Genomic DNA, 16,215 nt, shown 5'->3' on the forward strand with positions numbered 1-16,215 from the left:
ATTTGTTTGAAGCATTCTTTATTTTTTATCGTTATATGATTGAAGTTTATTCGTCTTAAGCTCTATCTTCGTTCTAGCCCATTGACTAAAATAGAATTGTCGACTTGATTAGAGGCTCAACATGAGAGACCACCGCCCGACTTTAGGGGATGAGATAATTGCTGATTCACGACTATCCCAACTGCAACAACACGCTCAAGAGATCATATTGATCAATCGAGAGCTAAAATCGATCCTGCCTAGAGGAACGGAAGATCATTGCCGGGTGGCAAACATTCGCGATAATCAACTGATCCTAGAAGTCGCAAGTGCCGGGATCAAAATGAAAATTGATTACGAACGGTTGAGTATCTTGAATCAGCTACGATCAAAAGGATTTGCCCGCTTGATTGCGGTGAGTGTCCAGATCAACCCTGAACTGTATCGAAGTAAGAACCGTAGCGAAGATAAACCAAAACCTCGTGATCCAATATCCGGTACAGCGGCGCAGTATCTAGAAATGATCGCCACAGGTGCATCGCCTAAAGTCAAAGCGAGATTAGAGAGCTTGGCAAAACTGGCGAAAAAAGATCAAAGTTAGCCGAGACAGGCAAACAAAGCCTAAAGCTTATTTAGGATGGGGCATAAAACAAAAAAGCCAGACTCTCGTCCGGCTTTTTCTAATCAATCTTGTTATGCCATAACCACGTTTGGTTCTGCAAATGCAACTGGTGATGTCGCTTCTTCTTCGAAAGTTACCCATTCCCATGCTTCTTGATCTGCAAGCACTGAACGAAGTAATTGGTTATTCAAACCGTGACCAGATTTAAACGCGCGGAACTCACCAATGATTGGGTGGCCGCACATATAAAGGTCACCAATAGCATCCAACACTTTGTGAGTAACAAACTCATTGTCAAAGCGCAGACCTTCTTCGTTAAGAATACGATATTCGTCTAATACGATGGCACAATCAAAGCTACCACCTAAACATAGGTTTTGCGACTGTAAGTACTCAATATCGCGCATGAAACCAAAAGTACGTGCACGAGAGATATCTTTGACAAAGCCTTGCGATGAGAAATCAAACAGTAGGTGCTGCTCGTCAGATTCAATGGCTGGGTGGTTGAACTCGATTTCGAAGTCCATACGGAAACCGTTGAATGGCACGAATTCAGCCCACTTATCGTCATCTTCAAAGCGTACTGGCTTTTTGATGCGGATAAAACGTTTTGGTGTATTTTGCTCTTCAATACCTGCTTGTTGGAGCAGGAACACGAATGGGCTAGCACTGCCATCCATGATTGGAATCTCTGGAGCATCAACTTCAACGATGATGTTATCGATACCCATTCCCGCTAGAGCTGCGTTTAAGTGCTCAACAGTAGAGATACGTACACCTTCGTCATTAACCAGTGCTGTACATAGCATTGTATCGCGAACGGACGCAGGATCCGCAGGAAAATCTACAGGAGGATTCACATCAGTACGGCGATAAACGATGCCAGTATTTGCAGCAGCAGGGCGCAGAGTAAGCGTGACTTTACGACCAGAGTGGAGACCCACACCAGTTGTTTTCACTATTTCTTTCAGAGTACGTTGTCTGATCATCTACTTTGCCTCAGTAAAAATGCTACAAATCACGGTCAATGGTGACATTGACCGTGCATGCTACCACAAAATTGAACAGTGTCAAATTGTAGTTATTTTAGTCAGCTTGACGACGTAAGAACGCAGGGATATCAAGATAGCCGCTTTCTTTATCTGCCTTAGGCGCTGCTGCACTTTGCCCCGCACCTGAACCAGACGGTGTTGATGTCGTTGGCTGAGGAGTTACCTGAGGTTTTTCTTGCAAAGTTGGTGCCGCTTTTTCTTCCACTTTATTGACAGTCTGCTGAGCAGGCGCTGTTTGTGGCTGAGTCTGCGGTTGAGCAACAGGAGCGACTTTCGCTTTGCCACCCGCAACTAAAGTAATATCAGGTTTCTTCTCGTTACCAATACCAGTCGCAACAACTGTCACACGGATTTCATCAGCCATATCAGGATCTAATGAAGTACCGATTACAACGGTTGCGTTATCTGAAGCAAACGCTTTTACTGTGTTACCCACGGTTTCGAATTCATCTAGACGCATATCTAGACCCGCCGTGATGTTAACTAGCACACCGCGTGCTCCAGCAAGATCGATATCTTCTAGAAGTGGGCTAGAAATTGCCATTTCTGCCGCTTCTTCAGCACGATCTTCGCCTTTAGCAACACCGCTACCCATCATGGCATGACCCATTTCTGACATCACTGTTCTTACGTCAGCAAAGTCGACGTTAATCATGCCTGGACGAGTAATCAGTTCTGCAATACCTTGTACTGCATTCTTTAATACATCGTTCGCGCTAGCAAAGGCTTCAAGTAGTGTAATACCACGGCCAAGTACCTTAAGAAGCTTCTCGTTAGGAATCGTAATTAACGAGTCCACGTGCTTAGAAAGCTCTTCGATACCTTGCTCAGCAAAAGCTAAACGCTTTTTGCCTTCGAAGCTAAATGGCTTAGTTACTACTGCAACCGTTAGGATACCTAACTCTTTTGCCACTTCTGCAATAACAGGAGCTGCTCCTGTACCAGTACCACCGCCCATACCAGCTGCGATAAATACCATATCGGCACCGTTTAGCTCTTCTTTAATGCGATCGCGATCTTCGAGAGCTGCGTCACGTCCTACTTGAGGGTTCGCACCTGCTCCAAGACCTTTGGTCATATCACCACCAATCTGAATAACACTATTCACACTGGTTTTACGAAGCGCCTGAGCATCAGTATTAATACTAATGAACTCAACACCTTCGATGGATTCACGTACCATGTGTTCAACGGCGTTACCGCCACCGCCACCAACCCCAACGACCTTAATAACTGCGTCGTCAGACATTTCCATCATCGGTTCAAACATGTGTTATCTCCGTTTTTCCTGCCGCTCAGGTTAAAACTCTTTTTGTATCCAATTACGCAAACGACCAAACAACCCCGTTACTGACGAGCGCGTCGGCTCGTTGTACTCAGTATCGTCGTTAATTTGACTGTCTCTCGCATAATGAAGTAAACCAACTGCCGTAGAATGATACGGCTCTTTTACATAATCTGTTAAGCCGCTCACCTCTAGAGGTTTGCCGACTCTTACTTGGTTGCGGAATACACGTTCCGCACACTCGACCAGCCCTTCAATCTGTGCCGCTCCACCTGTGAGCACCACACCTGCTGCTAGGTGATGTTTAATCCCTTCTTCGCGCAGCTTCTCTTGAACTGTATCGATAGTTTGGTTAACCAGTCCCATTAACTCAGTATAACGAGGCTCAATCACTTCAGACAAAGTCTGTCTTTGCAAACTGCGTGATGGACGCCCGCCAACGCTAGGAACGTTAACCGTGTCATCTTTGCTGACTAACTCACTTAGAGCACAGCCATATTTTACTTTTATCTCTTCCGCATCACTCACTGGTGTACCGAAAGCAAAAGCAATATCACTTGTCACAGCATTACCCGCGTACGAGAACACTTCTGTATGGCGTAAAGCGCCGCCAGTCCAAATGGAAACATCCATAGTACCAGCACCAATATCGACAACACATACGCCCAGTTCTCGCTCATCTTCTGTGATAACCGCATTACTTGCTGCTAAACCAGAATAAACAAGATGCTCGACTTTAAGTCCACATCGCTCGACTGCTTTTATGATATTTCTCGCCATATCATTGTGACAAGAGATTAGGTGTACGCTAACTTCCATGCGTACTCCTGATAAACCTAGCGGATTTTTAATCCCTTCTTGATAATCAATCGTAAATTCTTGAGGAATTACATGCAGAATGCGTTGTTCGTCACCAATTTTGATTGATTTTGCCGTATGGATTGCACGATCCATATCTTCTTGAGAAACCTCTTCATCAGAGATAGTTCCCATGCCTTTTTCTATACGACTGGCAATGTGACGCCCTGACAGCGAAATAAATACATTGCTAATTTGGCACTCTGCCATCAATTCGGCTTGGTCAACAGCACGCTGAACCGACTTAACCACCGATTCAAGGTCGTTAACACCACCTTTGTCCATCCCGCGAGACGGGCTACTGCCTGCGCCAATAATGTTAATTTGACCATCAGGCAATACTTCGCCTACGAGAGCCGATACGGTAGCAGTGCCTATATCAAGACCAACAATAATGTTGTCATCAGCGGTCTTAGTCATCTGTAGTCTCTTGTTCTAACTCTTGTTCTGGGAACCATCCAATTGATGCTCCCGTATCATACCTGAGGTCGATGTAGCTCACTCGCTGAGTATCACTACCCAAATTCTTATAAAGCGAAATAAAGCGTTCTATCCGCTCTTCCAACGACTCTTTGCCTAGTTCTAAACGAATACCATTATCGAGGATGATTTGCCACGCTCGACGATCATTTAAAACCAACGATGTGATCGTTAGATTAAGTGCCTCAAATCTAGGGCTAATGTCGCGCCATACCTGAAGTACTTCTTCACTTGTACCTTTCGGTCCATATAGCTTGACCCGTTCTTCTTCTAACTTGCCAATATCACCATCAAAAACCTGACCGTAATCATTGAGCAATGCATTACCGTTCCAGATGGCTTCTGCATGATGTTCGGTAAGAAAAACTTTAACCGTGTCTGGCCACTGTTTACGAATCGAGGCATGAGATACCCAAGGGATCGACTCCGCCATGTTCTGCAACACATTCACATCCTGAGACATAAATGTTCCAACATGTTCAAGGCGAGCAAATACGCGTTGAACATCTAAAGCAGAGACATAGTGTAATTCACCCTGAAGCACTATTTTCGAAAGGGGGAGACGTTGGTCATCCCACATCCAAGAGATCGTGGAGTAAAGGAGAGAGCCAATTAACAACAAGACCACTAGCAAGAAACTGCCACCAACGACATGTTCTTTTACCAGTGGCATAGCGGTTAAACGACGGCCTTCATTAAAAGCACTTTTAATCAAAGTCCATAGTCCTTGCCATTAGCTCGCTTATTCTTTCCCTATCTCAATTCGTACAATAGAGGCAAAAGCACTTACTTTAACCTTCGGATTATACTGGCGTCCAAGAAAGTATCAAACACTGAAAGTGATAAATCACTACTTAAAATTCAATAAGTGACGCAAATACCCAAAATTCGATGTTTTAAACTATGCCTGCACCATCTTATCGATATTTAACTCAAAAGCCGCGAGCTGTTTCGCCACTTTACCAACATCACCCGCCCCCTGAGTGAGCACTAAGTCACCGTCTTGTAAAACATTGGCGAGAACTGAAGGTAACGCCTTGCTTTCCGGGACAAAAATCGGGTCAAGCTTACCACGACTACGAATCGTGCGACATAGAGCGCGACTGTCAGCCCCCGCAATTGGCTTTTCACCCGCAGAGTAAACATCTAACATGATCAAAACATCTACTTGCTCTAGTACGTTAGCGAAATCATCATAGAGATCGCGCGTTCGACTATATCGGTGCGGCTGGAAGATCATCACTAAGCGCTTCTCTTCCCAACCATTGCGTGCTGCTTGAATTGTCACATCGACTTCTGTTGGATGGTGCCCGTAGTCATCAACCAACATTGCCTGGCCATTGCCTGTATCAAACTCACCCAGATGATCAAAGCGACGCCCAGTCCCCTGAGTGCCCGCCATTGCATTCAAAATCGCTTCATCTGCAATATCATCTTCTGTTGCTACGGCAATCGCTGCTGAGGCATTCAGAGCATTGTGGCGACCTGGAATATTCAAGGTAATATCTAAGTCTGCTTTGCCCTGACGGATAACCGTGAACTTACCTTGCTGTCCTTCTTGGCGATAGTTATCGATGCGAACATCAGCATCTTCTGCAAAGCCGTAGGTAATCACTTGACGACTGATCTTTGGCACGAGTTCTCGTACAACAGGATCGTCAATGCAAACAATCGCTTGACCATAAAACGGTAGATTATGTAAGAAATCGATGAAAGTTTGCTTTAAGGTCTCGAAATCCCCACCATAAGTGTCCATATGATCCGCTTCGATATTAGTTACGATGCTCACCATAGGTTGAAGGTGTAAGAAGGATGCATCGCTCTCGTCTGCTTCCGCAATCAATATACGGCTAGAACCTAAGCGCGCATTAGTACCCGCACTCTTAACCAAACCACCGTTAACAAAAGTTGGATCAAGGCCTGCTTCAGAGTAGATCTGCGTGACTAGCGCTGTAGTAGTTGTTTTACCATGTGTTCCCGCCACTGCAATACCGTGGCGGAATCGCATCAATTCTGCCAACATTTCAGCACGGCGAACGACGGGGATTCGGGCTGATCGCGCCGCGATAATTTCTGGGTTTTCTTCATTGATTGCAGTAGAAACCACTACCACACTCGCCTTGGCAACGTTCTCTTGCGCGTGACCGATGTAAACCGTGGCACCTTTTTGAGTTAAACGCTCTGTCACAGGGTTTTCAGCGATATCAGAACCCGATATTTGATAGCCTTCGTTAAGTAGTACTTCTGCAATACCACTCATTCCAGCACCACCGATACCAATAAAGTGAATACACTTCACGCGGCGCATTTCTGGCACCATAGCGCGAATTTGAGCTAAATCTTGAGTATGTTGAATTGTCATGAATCTTCTCGTTATTTCGTCAGTGCAACAATGGCTTCAGATACCACTTTATCTGCATCTAACTTAGCAGCCTTGCGAGCTTTATTTGCCATCGCTAATAGATTGCTACGATCTAATGCCTGAATTTCAGACACTAACTTATCGACCGTCAGCTCTGGCTGCTCAATCATTTTTGCTGCACCACATTCTACCAAGTGATCAGCATTTAAAGCTTGTTGTCTGTCTTTATGCATAAATGGAACAAAGATTGCGCCCACTCCTGCTGCTGAAACTTCGGAAACCGTTAATGCCCCTGAGCGACAAACCAGTAAATCAGCCCAGTCATATGCCTTGGCAACATCATCAATAAACTCGGTTACATCTGCATTTTGCACATTGTTGACTTGGTATGCCTGTGCAACTTCGTTATGGTTATTTTTGCCCGCTTGATGACGAATCTCATATTCACCACCTAGCTTGGCCATTACGTCAGGTAAGGTGCGATTAAGTATTTGTGCCCCTTGACTGCCTCCCATGACCAAAATACGCACTTTGCCATCACGCTCTGCCAGACGTTGCTCTGGCTCACTAATCGCAGCCACATCTTCCCTCACTGGGTTGCCAACAACCTCTGCTTTAGGAAATGCCCCTGGGAATGCTTGAAAAACTTTCTTGGCGATTTTGGATAGCCACTGATTGGTCAAACCCGCCACTGCATTTTGCTCATGCAGTACAACAGGGATGCCCAATAGCCACGCCGCAACACCACCCGGTCCACTAACGTAGCCGCCCATGCCAAGTACCGCATCTGGTTGCCAACGCTTCATATGCGCTTTGGCTTGCATAATCGCATTTAAGATCTGAAAGGGTGCTTTAAGTAAGCGGGCAATGCCTTGACCTCGTAGACCTTTTACCTTGATAAAATCGATCTCTATTCCGTGTTTGGGAACCAGATCAGCCTCCATACGATCCGCAGTACCTAACCAGCGAATCTCCCAGCCTTGGGATTGGAGTTGTTTGGCAACCGCGAGACCAGGAAATACGTGACCACCTGTACCACCGGCCATCACCATTAGTCGTTTATTCTTTTTCATCGCTATCTATAATTTGTTGTATTTCTGCACTGGATAAGCGGCATTCATGATCAATGCGTAATAGTATCGACACCGCTACCGCCATAATAATCAAACTTGAACCACCATAACTGATCAAAGGTAAGGTTAAGCCTTTGGTCGGCACCATTCCTGCGGCCGCCCCCACATTGACTAACGTTTGAAATGCGAACCAGATTCCAATGCCGAACGCTAGGTAACCGCCAAACAACTGGTTGCGATCGAATGCTTTACGGCCAATAAAAATCGCTTTAAGAACCAAGCTAAAAATCAGTATCAGAACTAAAACAACACCGACATAGCCTAATTCTTCAGCAAGAACAGCAAAAACAAAATCGGTATGTGCTTCAGGTAGGTACTCTAATTTTTGAATTGAGTTACCAAGTCCTTGACCAAACCACTCACCGCGCCCAAATGCCATTAAAGACTGAGTCAACTGATAACCACTGCCGAAAGGATCTTCCCAAGGGTCTAGGAATGAAGTTACACGGCGCATTCGGTAGGGTTCGATATAAATCAATGTTGCAACAGAGAGCAAACCGACCACCATTAGCGCCAAAAACTGAGTCAGCTTGGCCCCAGCAATAAACAGCATACCAAATAGGGTCACCAGCATCACGACTACAGTACCTAAGTCTGGCTGCAACAGCAGTAAACTGGCTAAGGTGGCAAAGACAATAATAGGTTTGATAAAACCACCGAAGAAGCTCGACCTGACTTCTTCATTTTTACGCACAAGATAACCAGACATAAATATAAACAGCGATAACTTAGCCACCTCGGCAGGCTGTAAGTTAAACAGCCCGAGCGGAATCCAACGCGATGCACCATTGACCGATTTCCCGGCGACGAGTACAACAAATAGTAAGAATATCGACAGTAACAACAGCCAAGTACTGAACTGCGCCCACCGCTTAGTTGGCACTTGTAATATCACTGCCGAAGTAGAAAGCGCTAATACGAGGAAGATGGCATGGCGAAACATAAAGTGGAATGGCTGATCCGTCAGGCGTGAGCTGATTGGGAACGAGGCAGATGTTACCATCACCAAGCCTGTTAGCATTAGACCCAGTGAAATCCATACTAATTGACGATCATACAAAACCTCAGGTGATGCGGTGGTCACCCAACGTTTAATATTGCCAAAAACGTTTCGAATTTGCATATTTCTCGGTTTATTTAAGCGTAGGCTTTTGCAAGCTCAGTAAATGCGTCGCCACGGGCCATAAAATTATTGAACTGATCAAAACTCGCACAAGCTGGTGACAATAGCACCATATCACCAGAAGAGACTTGAGTGGCAAGCCATTGGATGATTTCGTGCATAGTGTCAAAACGTTTCGCGCTGCTATGTAGTGGCATAAATTGATCGCCATCCTCTCCAAAGCAGCACAGCTGAACATTGAGCGATTCCAAAATTGGAGTAAGCTCAGAGAAGTCAGCACCTTTACCGACCCCACCAACAAGCAAGTAAAGCTTTCCGTCAAGCTCTAGTCCTGCAAGCGCCGCTATGGTACTAGCAACGTTGGTTGCTTTCGAGTCATTGACCCACTTGACCCCTTGATTATCTGCAACCACTTGGCACCTGTGTGTCAAACCGCTGTAAGACTTAAGTACGGAGAGTCCTTTGGTGACATCCACCTCCGCTTCCGTCAACAGGGCCAATACCACTAAAGCATTGGCTACATTATGACGACCTACTAACGATAACTCACCACTTGCACAAATCGGCACACCATCAATTGCAAGATACTCAGTATCATCTTGAACAATGACAGAATAGCGAGTCTTCTGTTTGAGGCTAAACTCGGCCAAATTAGCCGCATGAACAGGATAGGTTTCGCGGTCATCAGCATTAACAATACAAGATTGAGCATGATCGAAAATACGCAATTTTGCTTGTCGGTAATCTTCCATTCCTTGGTAACGGTCCATATGATCTTCAGAAAGATTGAGGAAGGCCGCTGCTTTCGGAGCTAATGACGAGGTGGTTTCAAGCTGAAAGCTCGACAGCTCTAACACATAGAGATCTGCCTGCTGCTGAAGTAGGTCTAATGCCGGAACACCAATATTTCCACCAACTCCCACTTTTAAGCCTGCTGCTTTAGCTACTTGACCTGTCCAGTCGGTAACTGTGCTCTTGCCATTAGAGCCTGTTATCGCAATGACAGGCTTATTGACTTGCCAAGCAAACAGTTCGATATCGCCCACTACAGGAATCTTAGCTTCAAGTACCTGTTGTATCTCTGGCAGGGCAAGGGCTATGCCAGGGTTTGTCACCACTAAATCTGCGGACATCAACCATTCTTGATTCCAACTCCCTGAGTGTAGCGCGACATTTTGAGGCAATTGGTCACTACCCGGAGGGTTATCGCGTGTGTCAATTACTCGGATTTCAAGAGTCTTAGCTAATTGTTGCAAGTGCTTAACGACAGAGAGCCCGGTGATACCGAGCCCTACAACCACCACATTCTCAATACCTTGCCAGCGGTCCATGGTCATGATGCTGATTTCCTTATCGAACTTTAAGAGTCGCTAAACCAATAAGAACGAGAACAATCGAGATGATCCAAAAACGCACAATTACTCGTGGTTCTGGCCAGCCTTTTAGCTCGTAGTGATGGTGGATTGGTGCCATACGGAAAATACGTTGACCACGCAATTTGTATGAACCGACCTGAAGAATAACAGACAAGGTTTCCATAACAAAAACGCCACCCATGATGACCAGCACAAACTCTTGACGAACTAATACTGCAATTGTGCCTAACGCACCACCGAGAGCCAGTGAACCGACATCACCCATAAACACTTGAGCCGGATAAGTATTAAACCATAAGAAGCCTAGCCCTGCTCCGACAATCGCGGTACAAACAACCACCAATTCAGACGCCTGAGGTATGTGCGGAATATGCAGGTAGTTAGCAAAATTAACGTTACCCGTCGCCCATGCAATCGCGGCAAAACCTGCAGAAACAAGTACTGTCGGCATAATGGCTAAGCCATCAAGACCATCAGTTAAGTTTACCGCGTTACTAGTACCAACGATAACGAAATAGGTAAGGACGATATACATCAGACCAAGCTGAGGCATTACCTCTTTAAAGAAAGGCACCACCAATTGAGTCGCTGCGGTATCGTTACCATATACATACAGTGCAAATGCGACCACTAAGGCAATCGCCGATTGCCAGAAATATTTCCAGCGTGCAATCAAACCATCGGTATTTTTACGAACCACCTTACGGTAATCATCGACAAACCCAATTGCTCCATAGCCAAGAAGAACGGCTAACACCGCCCAAACATATGGATTAGATAGGTCGGTCCAAAGTAATACTGTGGTCACTATCGCCGTCAGAATCATGATTCCGCCCATTGTTGGCGTTCCACGTTTACTAAAATGAGACTCTGGGCCTTCATTACGGACAACCTGTCCAATCTGCAACAATTGCAAACGTCGGATCATAATCGGCCCCATCCACAGCGAGATGCCTAATGCGGTTAAAACGCTGACAATCGCACGAAACGATAGGTATTCGAATAATCGGAAGAATGAAAAATATGGCTGTAGCAGCTCGGCGAGCCAAATAATCATGTATACATCTCCTTGACAGCAGCAGCGATTTTACTCATTCCGGCACTGTTTGCCCCTTTGACTAACAGTGTTTGCGGTTGTTGATGCTGTTCAATCTGCTGTTTTATATAATCAATCATGCTTTGGTGATCTTCGAAGTGAATACCACCACACTCTTCACTGATCGCTTTTGCGTCAGCACCAAAAGTGAGCACGTGTTCAAATTTGAATGGGGCAGCATGTTCCCCGACTTGACGGTGAAGTGCAAGACTTTCGTTACCTAACTCGGCCATATTGCCCAAAATTAGCCAACGTTCACCACTAAAACCAGACAAGAGATCAGCAGCCGCTTTCATAGCAGGTACACTTGCATTGTAACTGTCATCGATTAGCTTAATATTGGAACTAAGCTCGACCAGCTCAACACGACCTTTTACTTTGCCGAGTTGAGCCAAACCCGTTTTCACCATCTCAAGTGATGCGCCAAGCTCCAGTGCAAGCGCTGTTGCCGCTAAAGCATTGGAAACATTGTGCTGACCTATAATGCCGAGCTTGACATCGATACTGCCAAGCGGTGTTACAAGAGTAAATTGCGCTTCGCTAATCTCATTGAGTGAAATGTTCTGGGCAAAATAGTCTGCTGAGGCATCATTAAGCGAGAAAGTCTTCACTGCTTTGTCTGCCAGCACCGCCTGCCAATTATCACCACCATTGCTGTCAAGGTTGACGATCGCTACCGCCCCCGCTTTTAAACCTTGGTATATCTCACCTTTGGCTTGCTTTACTCCATCTATAGATCCAAAACCCTCAAGGTGCGCAGCAGCCACGTTGTTGACCAGCGCGACATCAGGTTGAACAAGTTGCGTGGTATAAGCAATTTCACCAATATGGTTGGCGCCCATCTCGATCACGGCAAAATCATCTTCAGGTGTTGAGCGCAGCAGAGTCAAAGGAACGCCAATATCATTGTTGAAGTTTCCAGCAGTAAAAAGAACGCGCCCTTCTTGTTCCATAATGCTGGCAACCATCTCTTTCACTGTGGTTTTGCCACAACTACCGGTAATCGCAACAGTCGGAGTAAGGCAGGTTTGATGAACCAAAGCGCCTAACTGACCTAACGCAATCTTAGTATCTTTAACCAACAGTTGAGGAACATCGGCTTCTACTGGGCGACTGACTAGCAAAGCGCCTGCGCCAGACTCAACAGATTGGGAAACAAAGTTGTGCGCATCAAAGCGCTCACCGATCAAAGCGACAAATAGTGCGCCTTTTTCAATTGCACGTGTATCAGTCGAGACCGAGCTGATCACTATATCGTTACCAATCAGTTCAGCATTTAGAGCTTCAGCAAGCTGACTTAACATCAGAGAAATCATAAGCCTTGCTCCAAAAGTTCAATGGCAGATTCACGATCCGAATAGTGCACCGTCCGATCAGCCATCACTTGGTAATCTTCATGCCCCTTACCAGCGAGAAGAATAATGTCTTCCGCTCGGCTGTTATCTAACGCTAATTGCAAAGCAGCGAAACGATTATGTTCTACAACGGCTAGGTTTGGTTGTTTCATTCCCGCAAGCATGTCCTGGACGATCGCGACGGGAGATTCACTACGTGGGTTATCATCGGTGAGGATAACTTTATCTGCCAATTGTTCAGCGATACTCGCCATCATAGGACGTTTACCCTTATCACGGTCTCCACCACAACCGAAGATAGTCCAAAGCTTGCCTTGGCAATGAACACGCAAGGCTTGAAGCGCTTTTTCAAGTGCATCTGGCGTGTGAGCATAATCGACCACAACTTTAGCCTTGCCTTGGGCAGAAAACAGCTCCATACGACCAAGAACCGGGGTTAGTGAACTTGCCGTTTCGATGAGTTTCTGTTTATCAATACCCAAGCATAGTAACGTCACCATAGCGAGCAATACGTTGTTGGCATTGAACTCACCGATTAACGGAACAGTAAAGCAACCAGCACCGAAAACACCATCAAAACTGAGCGTGATACCCGATTCAGAATAATTGACTTGCTTGGCCCACATCGCGCGCGGGTGATCACAAGGTTTTAGGCTAACAGCAATAGCGGAATCTAGGCGATCAAACCAATCTGCACCAACAGGATCATCAATATTGATCACCGCCTGTTTACAGATATGGTGGCTAAACAGAGAAAATTTCGCCTCTGCATACTCATCCATCGTACCGTGATAATCTAAGTGATCACGACTTAAGTTAGAGAACGCTCCAACTTCAAACTCCAGAGCTTTGACGCGCCCTTGAACTAAACCATGGGAAGAAACTTCCAGCGCGGTATAGTCAGCCCCCTGCTGCTCTAATGAATGCAAGGTTTGCAGAATTTCAATCGCGCTACCTGTGGTATTTTTTGCAACTTGTAGATCGTTTAAAAAACCATTGCCTGTGGTGCCCATCACTGCTGCTTTGTGCTCGACAAGCTCAAGCCACTGAGCGATTAACTGAGTAATGGTTGTTTTACCATTCGTGCCCGTTACACCAATCAGCTTATTATGCTTTAAAGGGTAAAGTCGTTGCGCAAGATCGGAGAGATGACGACCTAAATCCACCAAGTAGATCACCGGTATCGCGCCAATAAGTTCAATCTTACCGTGCGGATGAACATCGCACGCTTGGGCGATGACCGCGTTTGCGCCTTGCTCGATAGCTGTGGGAATAAAGCGTCGCCCATCCACTACGTGGCCCTTTACCGCGACAAAAGTTGTGCCTTTCGAAACATTCCGGCTATCCAGTTCAAGGTTCTGTATCACTACATTCGCTTTATCATGGCTAGAGATATCTAACCAAGGTGCAAGCAATAGCGCTAAGGTCAGCTCCTTCGACATAGTAAACTCACTTAATCTTGTTTAAATCTGTTTTCATCAGGTGCAACGTTGAGAATTTGCAACGTGCCCTTCAAAATTTCGGCAAACACAGGTCCTGCCACTGAACCACCATAATAGTTATCCCCCTGCGGCTCATTAACCACCACCACAAGTGCGACTCTAGGATCACTAGCTGGTGCAACTCCAGCAGTATAGGCGAAGTACTCGTCACCATAGCCACCCGCAATCGCTTTACGTGAAGTGCCCGTTTTAGCAGCGACACGATAACCAGGTACCGCAGCCTTAGTCGCCGTGCCGCCTGGTTGGGTGACCGTCTCAAGCATATCCAACACTTTTTGCGCGTTGTCGTGACCTATGACCTGCTTTGATAAATCTTGCTGGTTGTTTTCGATAATATGGATCGGTTGATACTCACCCAAATTACCTAAAGTAGCATAAGCATGGGCAAGCTGAAGAGGAGTAATGGTGAGTCCATAACCAAATGAAAGTGTCGCTATTTCAAATTTCGACCAACGACGTCGATTAGGGAAAATACCTTGCGTTTCACCTACAAGGTTCAACCCAGACACTTCCCCGAAGCCAACTGAACTGTACATGCCTAGTAGGGCTTCAAGTGGCATATCTAGAGCAAGTGTCGCGACACCAATGTTACTCGATTTTTTCAATATGGTGGTTAAGTCAGCCTTGCCTACTTTCGATGTATCACGCACGCGACTACCGCCAATCTGCATAATACCGTTGCCAGTATCTATAATCGTATCATCGTCTGCGATACCATTTTCTAATGCAGCTAAAACAACAAAAGGCTTCACTGTTGAGCCAGGTTCAAAAGCATCGGTAATCACTCGATTTCGCATTTTGGCTGATTGCAGATCGGCACGGTTGTTTGGGTTATACGATGGCGCATTAACCATTGCCAATACCGCACCAGTTTTCACATCAAGGATAACCGCGGAACCAGAAGTAGCACGGTAATCTGCCACCGCCTGTTTGATCGCACGGTAAGCGATCGCCTGAATTCGCTGATCTATGGTCAGTTCTAATGGCTTACCTTCTTCTCGCTCTTCAAGAGAGATGTTTTCAACTACACGACCATAACGATCTTTGCGGATAATACGCTTACCCGCTTCACCAGTGAGCCACTTATCGTAACTGCGCTCAACCCCTTCTAAGCCATGACCATCTATTCCTGTCACTCCCACTAAGTGAGCACTAACTTCTCCTGCTGGATAGTAACGCCTTGATTCAGCTTTCAGACCAACACCAGATAGCTTTAACTCACGAATATAATGCGCCATTGCCGGGCTAACTTGACGTTGCAAATAGATAAATCGTTTGCTCTTATTCCGATTAATTTTGTCGATTAATCCTTGGCGTTTTAAACCAAGCACATCCGCAAGTGCGTGCCAACGATCTAATTCGACCAACCCACCTGCTTTAAAGATCGCTACAGGGTCTGCCCACACAGCCTCAACAGGCACACTCACGGCCAAAGGCTCACCATTTCGATCAGAAATAATGCCGCGTGCAGAGTGAAGGGTTTTCGCTCGAATGGAGCGTAAATCTCCCTGCTTAATTAGGTTGTCTGGCTCAACAATTTGGATGTATGCAATACGGCCTACAAGTGCAGCAAAAGCACAAAAGACAAAAAACAGCACTAAGTAGAAACGCCAACGAATCAAAGTCGCTGGCTTGTGTTCAGTTTTAGACTCTACAGGTTTAACTTTTTTGCTCATGGCAGGTTGATGATGACTTCTTTGTCTGAATCTGGGCGCTTCATCTCTAGATCTTTCTTAGCCACAGCTTGCACACGGCTATGCTCGGCCAATGCTGTTTCTTCGATAAGTAAGTTACGCCATTCATTGTCCAATCGTTCACGCTCAACAAGTGCCTGGTCTTTTTCGGTAATTGCCTGACGTGTGTGATGAGTAATAAAAACCACTCCCATCGCGCTACTAAAAATCAGTACCAGTAGAATTAGCGGTACTCGGCCAATACTTAAAAGGTCGAGTGCAATCACCTTGGCAAGATTTGGAGCAGACTTACTCATAG

At 45.8% G+C, this 16,215-nt stretch carries 14 protein-coding genes; 1 reads left to right on the plus strand and 13 read right to left on the minus strand.

Annotated elements, in window-relative coordinates; translation table 11 throughout:
* Positions 1 to 121 precede the first annotated feature (121 nt).
* On the plus strand, positions 122 to 580 hold the full coding sequence (locus ZX61_RS01045) for a DUF721 domain-containing protein (RefSeq protein ID WP_049842877.1): 459 nt from the start codon (positions 122 to 124) through the stop codon (positions 578 to 580).
* A gap of 92 nt (positions 581 to 672) precedes the next feature.
* Here ZX61_RS01045 and lpxC read toward each other — a convergent pair whose 3' ends face one another.
* From lpxC to ftsL, 13 genes are all read right to left on the minus strand, one after another.
* Positions 673 to 1,590, minus strand: coding sequence for a UDP-3-O-acyl-N-acetylglucosamine deacetylase (gene lpxC, locus ZX61_RS01050; protein ID WP_049842878.1), 918 nt, complete (start codon positions 1,588 to 1,590; stop codon positions 673 to 675).
* A 97-nt stretch (positions 1,591 to 1,687) separates the two neighbouring features.
* Positions 1,688 to 2,923: a cell division protein FtsZ gene (gene ftsZ, locus ZX61_RS01055; protein WP_004744949.1), complete on the minus strand. Its 1,236-nt coding sequence runs from the start codon at positions 2,921 to 2,923 to the stop codon at positions 1,688 to 1,690.
* A 30-nt stretch (positions 2,924 to 2,953) separates the two neighbouring features.
* Complete coding sequence (gene ftsA, locus ZX61_RS01060; RefSeq protein WP_049842879.1) at positions 2,954 to 4,216, minus strand: cell division protein FtsA; 1,263 nt, start codon at positions 4,214 to 4,216, stop codon at positions 2,954 to 2,956.
* Complete coding sequence (locus ZX61_RS01065; RefSeq protein ID WP_200904204.1) at positions 4,209 to 4,949, minus strand: cell division protein FtsQ/DivIB; 741 nt, start codon at positions 4,947 to 4,949, stop codon at positions 4,209 to 4,211. The genes ftsA and ZX61_RS01065 overlap by 8 nt, the downstream gene beginning before the upstream one ends.
* A gap of 228 nt (positions 4,950 to 5,177) precedes the next feature.
* Positions 5,178 to 6,638 (minus strand): UDP-N-acetylmuramate--L-alanine ligase, encoded by a 1,461-nt coding sequence (gene murC, locus ZX61_RS01070; protein ID WP_049842881.1) that lies wholly within the window; start codon positions 6,636 to 6,638, stop codon positions 5,178 to 5,180.
* A gap of 11 nt (positions 6,639 to 6,649) precedes the next feature.
* Positions 6,650 to 7,711 (minus strand): undecaprenyldiphospho-muramoylpentapeptide beta-N-acetylglucosaminyltransferase, encoded by a 1,062-nt coding sequence (murG, locus tag ZX61_RS01075; RefSeq protein WP_049842882.1) that lies wholly within the window; start codon positions 7,709 to 7,711, stop codon positions 6,650 to 6,652.
* The gene (gene ftsW, locus ZX61_RS01080) at positions 7,698 to 8,894 is read right to left on the minus strand and encodes a cell division protein FtsW (protein ID WP_049842883.1); all 1,197 of its coding nucleotides are present in this window, start codon (positions 8,892 to 8,894) and stop codon (positions 7,698 to 7,700) included. The genes murG and ftsW overlap by 14 nt, the downstream gene beginning before the upstream one ends.
* A gap of 14 nt (positions 8,895 to 8,908) precedes the next feature.
* The gene (gene murD / locus ZX61_RS01085) at positions 8,909 to 10,231 is read right to left on the minus strand and encodes a UDP-N-acetylmuramoyl-L-alanine--D-glutamate ligase (RefSeq protein WP_082173336.1); all 1,323 of its coding nucleotides are present in this window, start codon (positions 10,229 to 10,231) and stop codon (positions 8,909 to 8,911) included.
* 13 nt (positions 10,232 to 10,244) lie between these two features.
* Positions 10,245 to 11,327, minus strand: coding sequence for a phospho-N-acetylmuramoyl-pentapeptide-transferase (gene mraY, locus ZX61_RS01090; RefSeq protein WP_049842884.1), 1,083 nt, complete (start codon positions 11,325 to 11,327; stop codon positions 10,245 to 10,247).
* Complete coding sequence (gene murF, locus ZX61_RS01095) at positions 11,324 to 12,682, minus strand: UDP-N-acetylmuramoyl-tripeptide--D-alanyl-D-alanine ligase (protein ID WP_049842885.1); 1,359 nt, start codon at positions 12,680 to 12,682, stop codon at positions 11,324 to 11,326. The genes mraY and murF overlap by 4 nt, the downstream gene beginning before the upstream one ends.
* Entirely contained in the window at positions 12,679 to 14,163 is a 1,485-nt protein-coding gene (gene murE / locus ZX61_RS01100) for a UDP-N-acetylmuramoyl-L-alanyl-D-glutamate--2,6-diaminopimelate ligase (protein WP_049842886.1), read from the minus strand. The genes murF and murE overlap by 4 nt, the downstream gene beginning before the upstream one ends.
* A gap of 11 nt (positions 14,164 to 14,174) precedes the next feature.
* Positions 14,175 to 15,899, minus strand: a complete 1,725-nt coding sequence (locus tag ZX61_RS01105) for a penicillin-binding transpeptidase domain-containing protein (protein WP_049842887.1) — start codon at positions 15,897 to 15,899, stop codon at positions 14,175 to 14,177.
* On the minus strand, positions 15,896 to 16,213 hold the full coding sequence (ftsL, locus tag ZX61_RS01110; protein ID WP_049842888.1) for a cell division protein FtsL: 318 nt from the start codon (positions 16,211 to 16,213) through the stop codon (positions 15,896 to 15,898). Before ftsL ends, ZX61_RS01105 begins: the two co-directional genes overlap by 4 nt.
* Positions 16,214 to 16,215 lie beyond the last annotated feature (2 nt).

It is taken from the genome of Vibrio sp. VPAP30, from assembly GCF_001188205.1.
Classification (GTDB): domain Bacteria; phylum Pseudomonadota; class Gammaproteobacteria; order Enterobacterales; family Vibrionaceae; genus Vibrio; species Vibrio bivalvicida.

What these genes read in the sequence shown, in the direction of transcription:
- ftsA (WP_049842879.1), bottom strand. Translation starts at nt 4,216, where the DNA reads ATGACTAAGACCGCTGATGACAACATTATTGTTGGTCTTGATATAGGC.
- ZX61_RS01105 (WP_049842887.1), bottom strand. Translation starts at nt 15,899, where the DNA reads ATGAGCAAAAAAGTTAAACCTGTAGAGTCTAAAACTGAACACAAGCCA.
- murD (WP_082173336.1), bottom strand. Translation starts at nt 10,231, where the DNA reads ATGACCATGGACCGCTGGCAAGGTATTGAGAATGTGGTGGTTGTAGGG.
- murE (WP_049842886.1), bottom strand. Translation starts at nt 14,163, where the DNA reads ATGTCGAAGGAGCTGACCTTAGCGCTATTGCTTGCACCTTGGTTAGAT.
- lpxC (WP_049842878.1), bottom strand. Translation starts at nt 1,590, where the DNA reads ATGATCAGACAACGTACTCTGAAAGAAATAGTGAAAACAACTGGTGTG.
- mraY (WP_049842884.1), bottom strand. Translation starts at nt 11,327, where the DNA reads ATGATTATTTGGCTCGCCGAGCTGCTACAGCCATATTTTTCATTCTTC.
- ZX61_RS01065 (WP_200904204.1), bottom strand. Translation starts at nt 4,949, where the DNA reads ATGCCACTGGTAAAAGAACATGTCGTTGGTGGCAGTTTCTTGCTAGTG.
- ftsZ (WP_004744949.1), bottom strand. Translation starts at nt 2,923, where the DNA reads ATGTTTGAACCGATGATGGAAATGTCTGACGACGCAGTTATTAAGGTC.
- ZX61_RS01045 (WP_049842877.1), top strand. Translation starts at nt 122, where the DNA reads ATGAGAGACCACCGCCCGACTTTAGGGGATGAGATAATTGCTGATTCA.
- murC (WP_049842881.1), bottom strand. Translation starts at nt 6,638, where the DNA reads ATGACAATTCAACATACTCAAGATTTAGCTCAAATTCGCGCTATGGTG.
- murG (WP_049842882.1), bottom strand. Translation starts at nt 7,711, where the DNA reads ATGAAAAAGAATAAACGACTAATGGTGATGGCCGGTGGTACAGGTGGT.
- murF (WP_049842885.1), bottom strand. Translation starts at nt 12,682, where the DNA reads ATGATTTCTCTGATGTTAAGTCAGCTTGCTGAAGCTCTAAATGCTGAA.
- ftsW (WP_049842883.1), bottom strand. Translation starts at nt 8,894, where the DNA reads ATGCAAATTCGAAACGTTTTTGGCAATATTAAACGTTGGGTGACCACC.
- ftsL (WP_049842888.1), bottom strand. Translation starts at nt 16,213, where the DNA reads ATGAGTAAGTCTGCTCCAAATCTTGCCAAGGTGATTGCACTCGACCTT.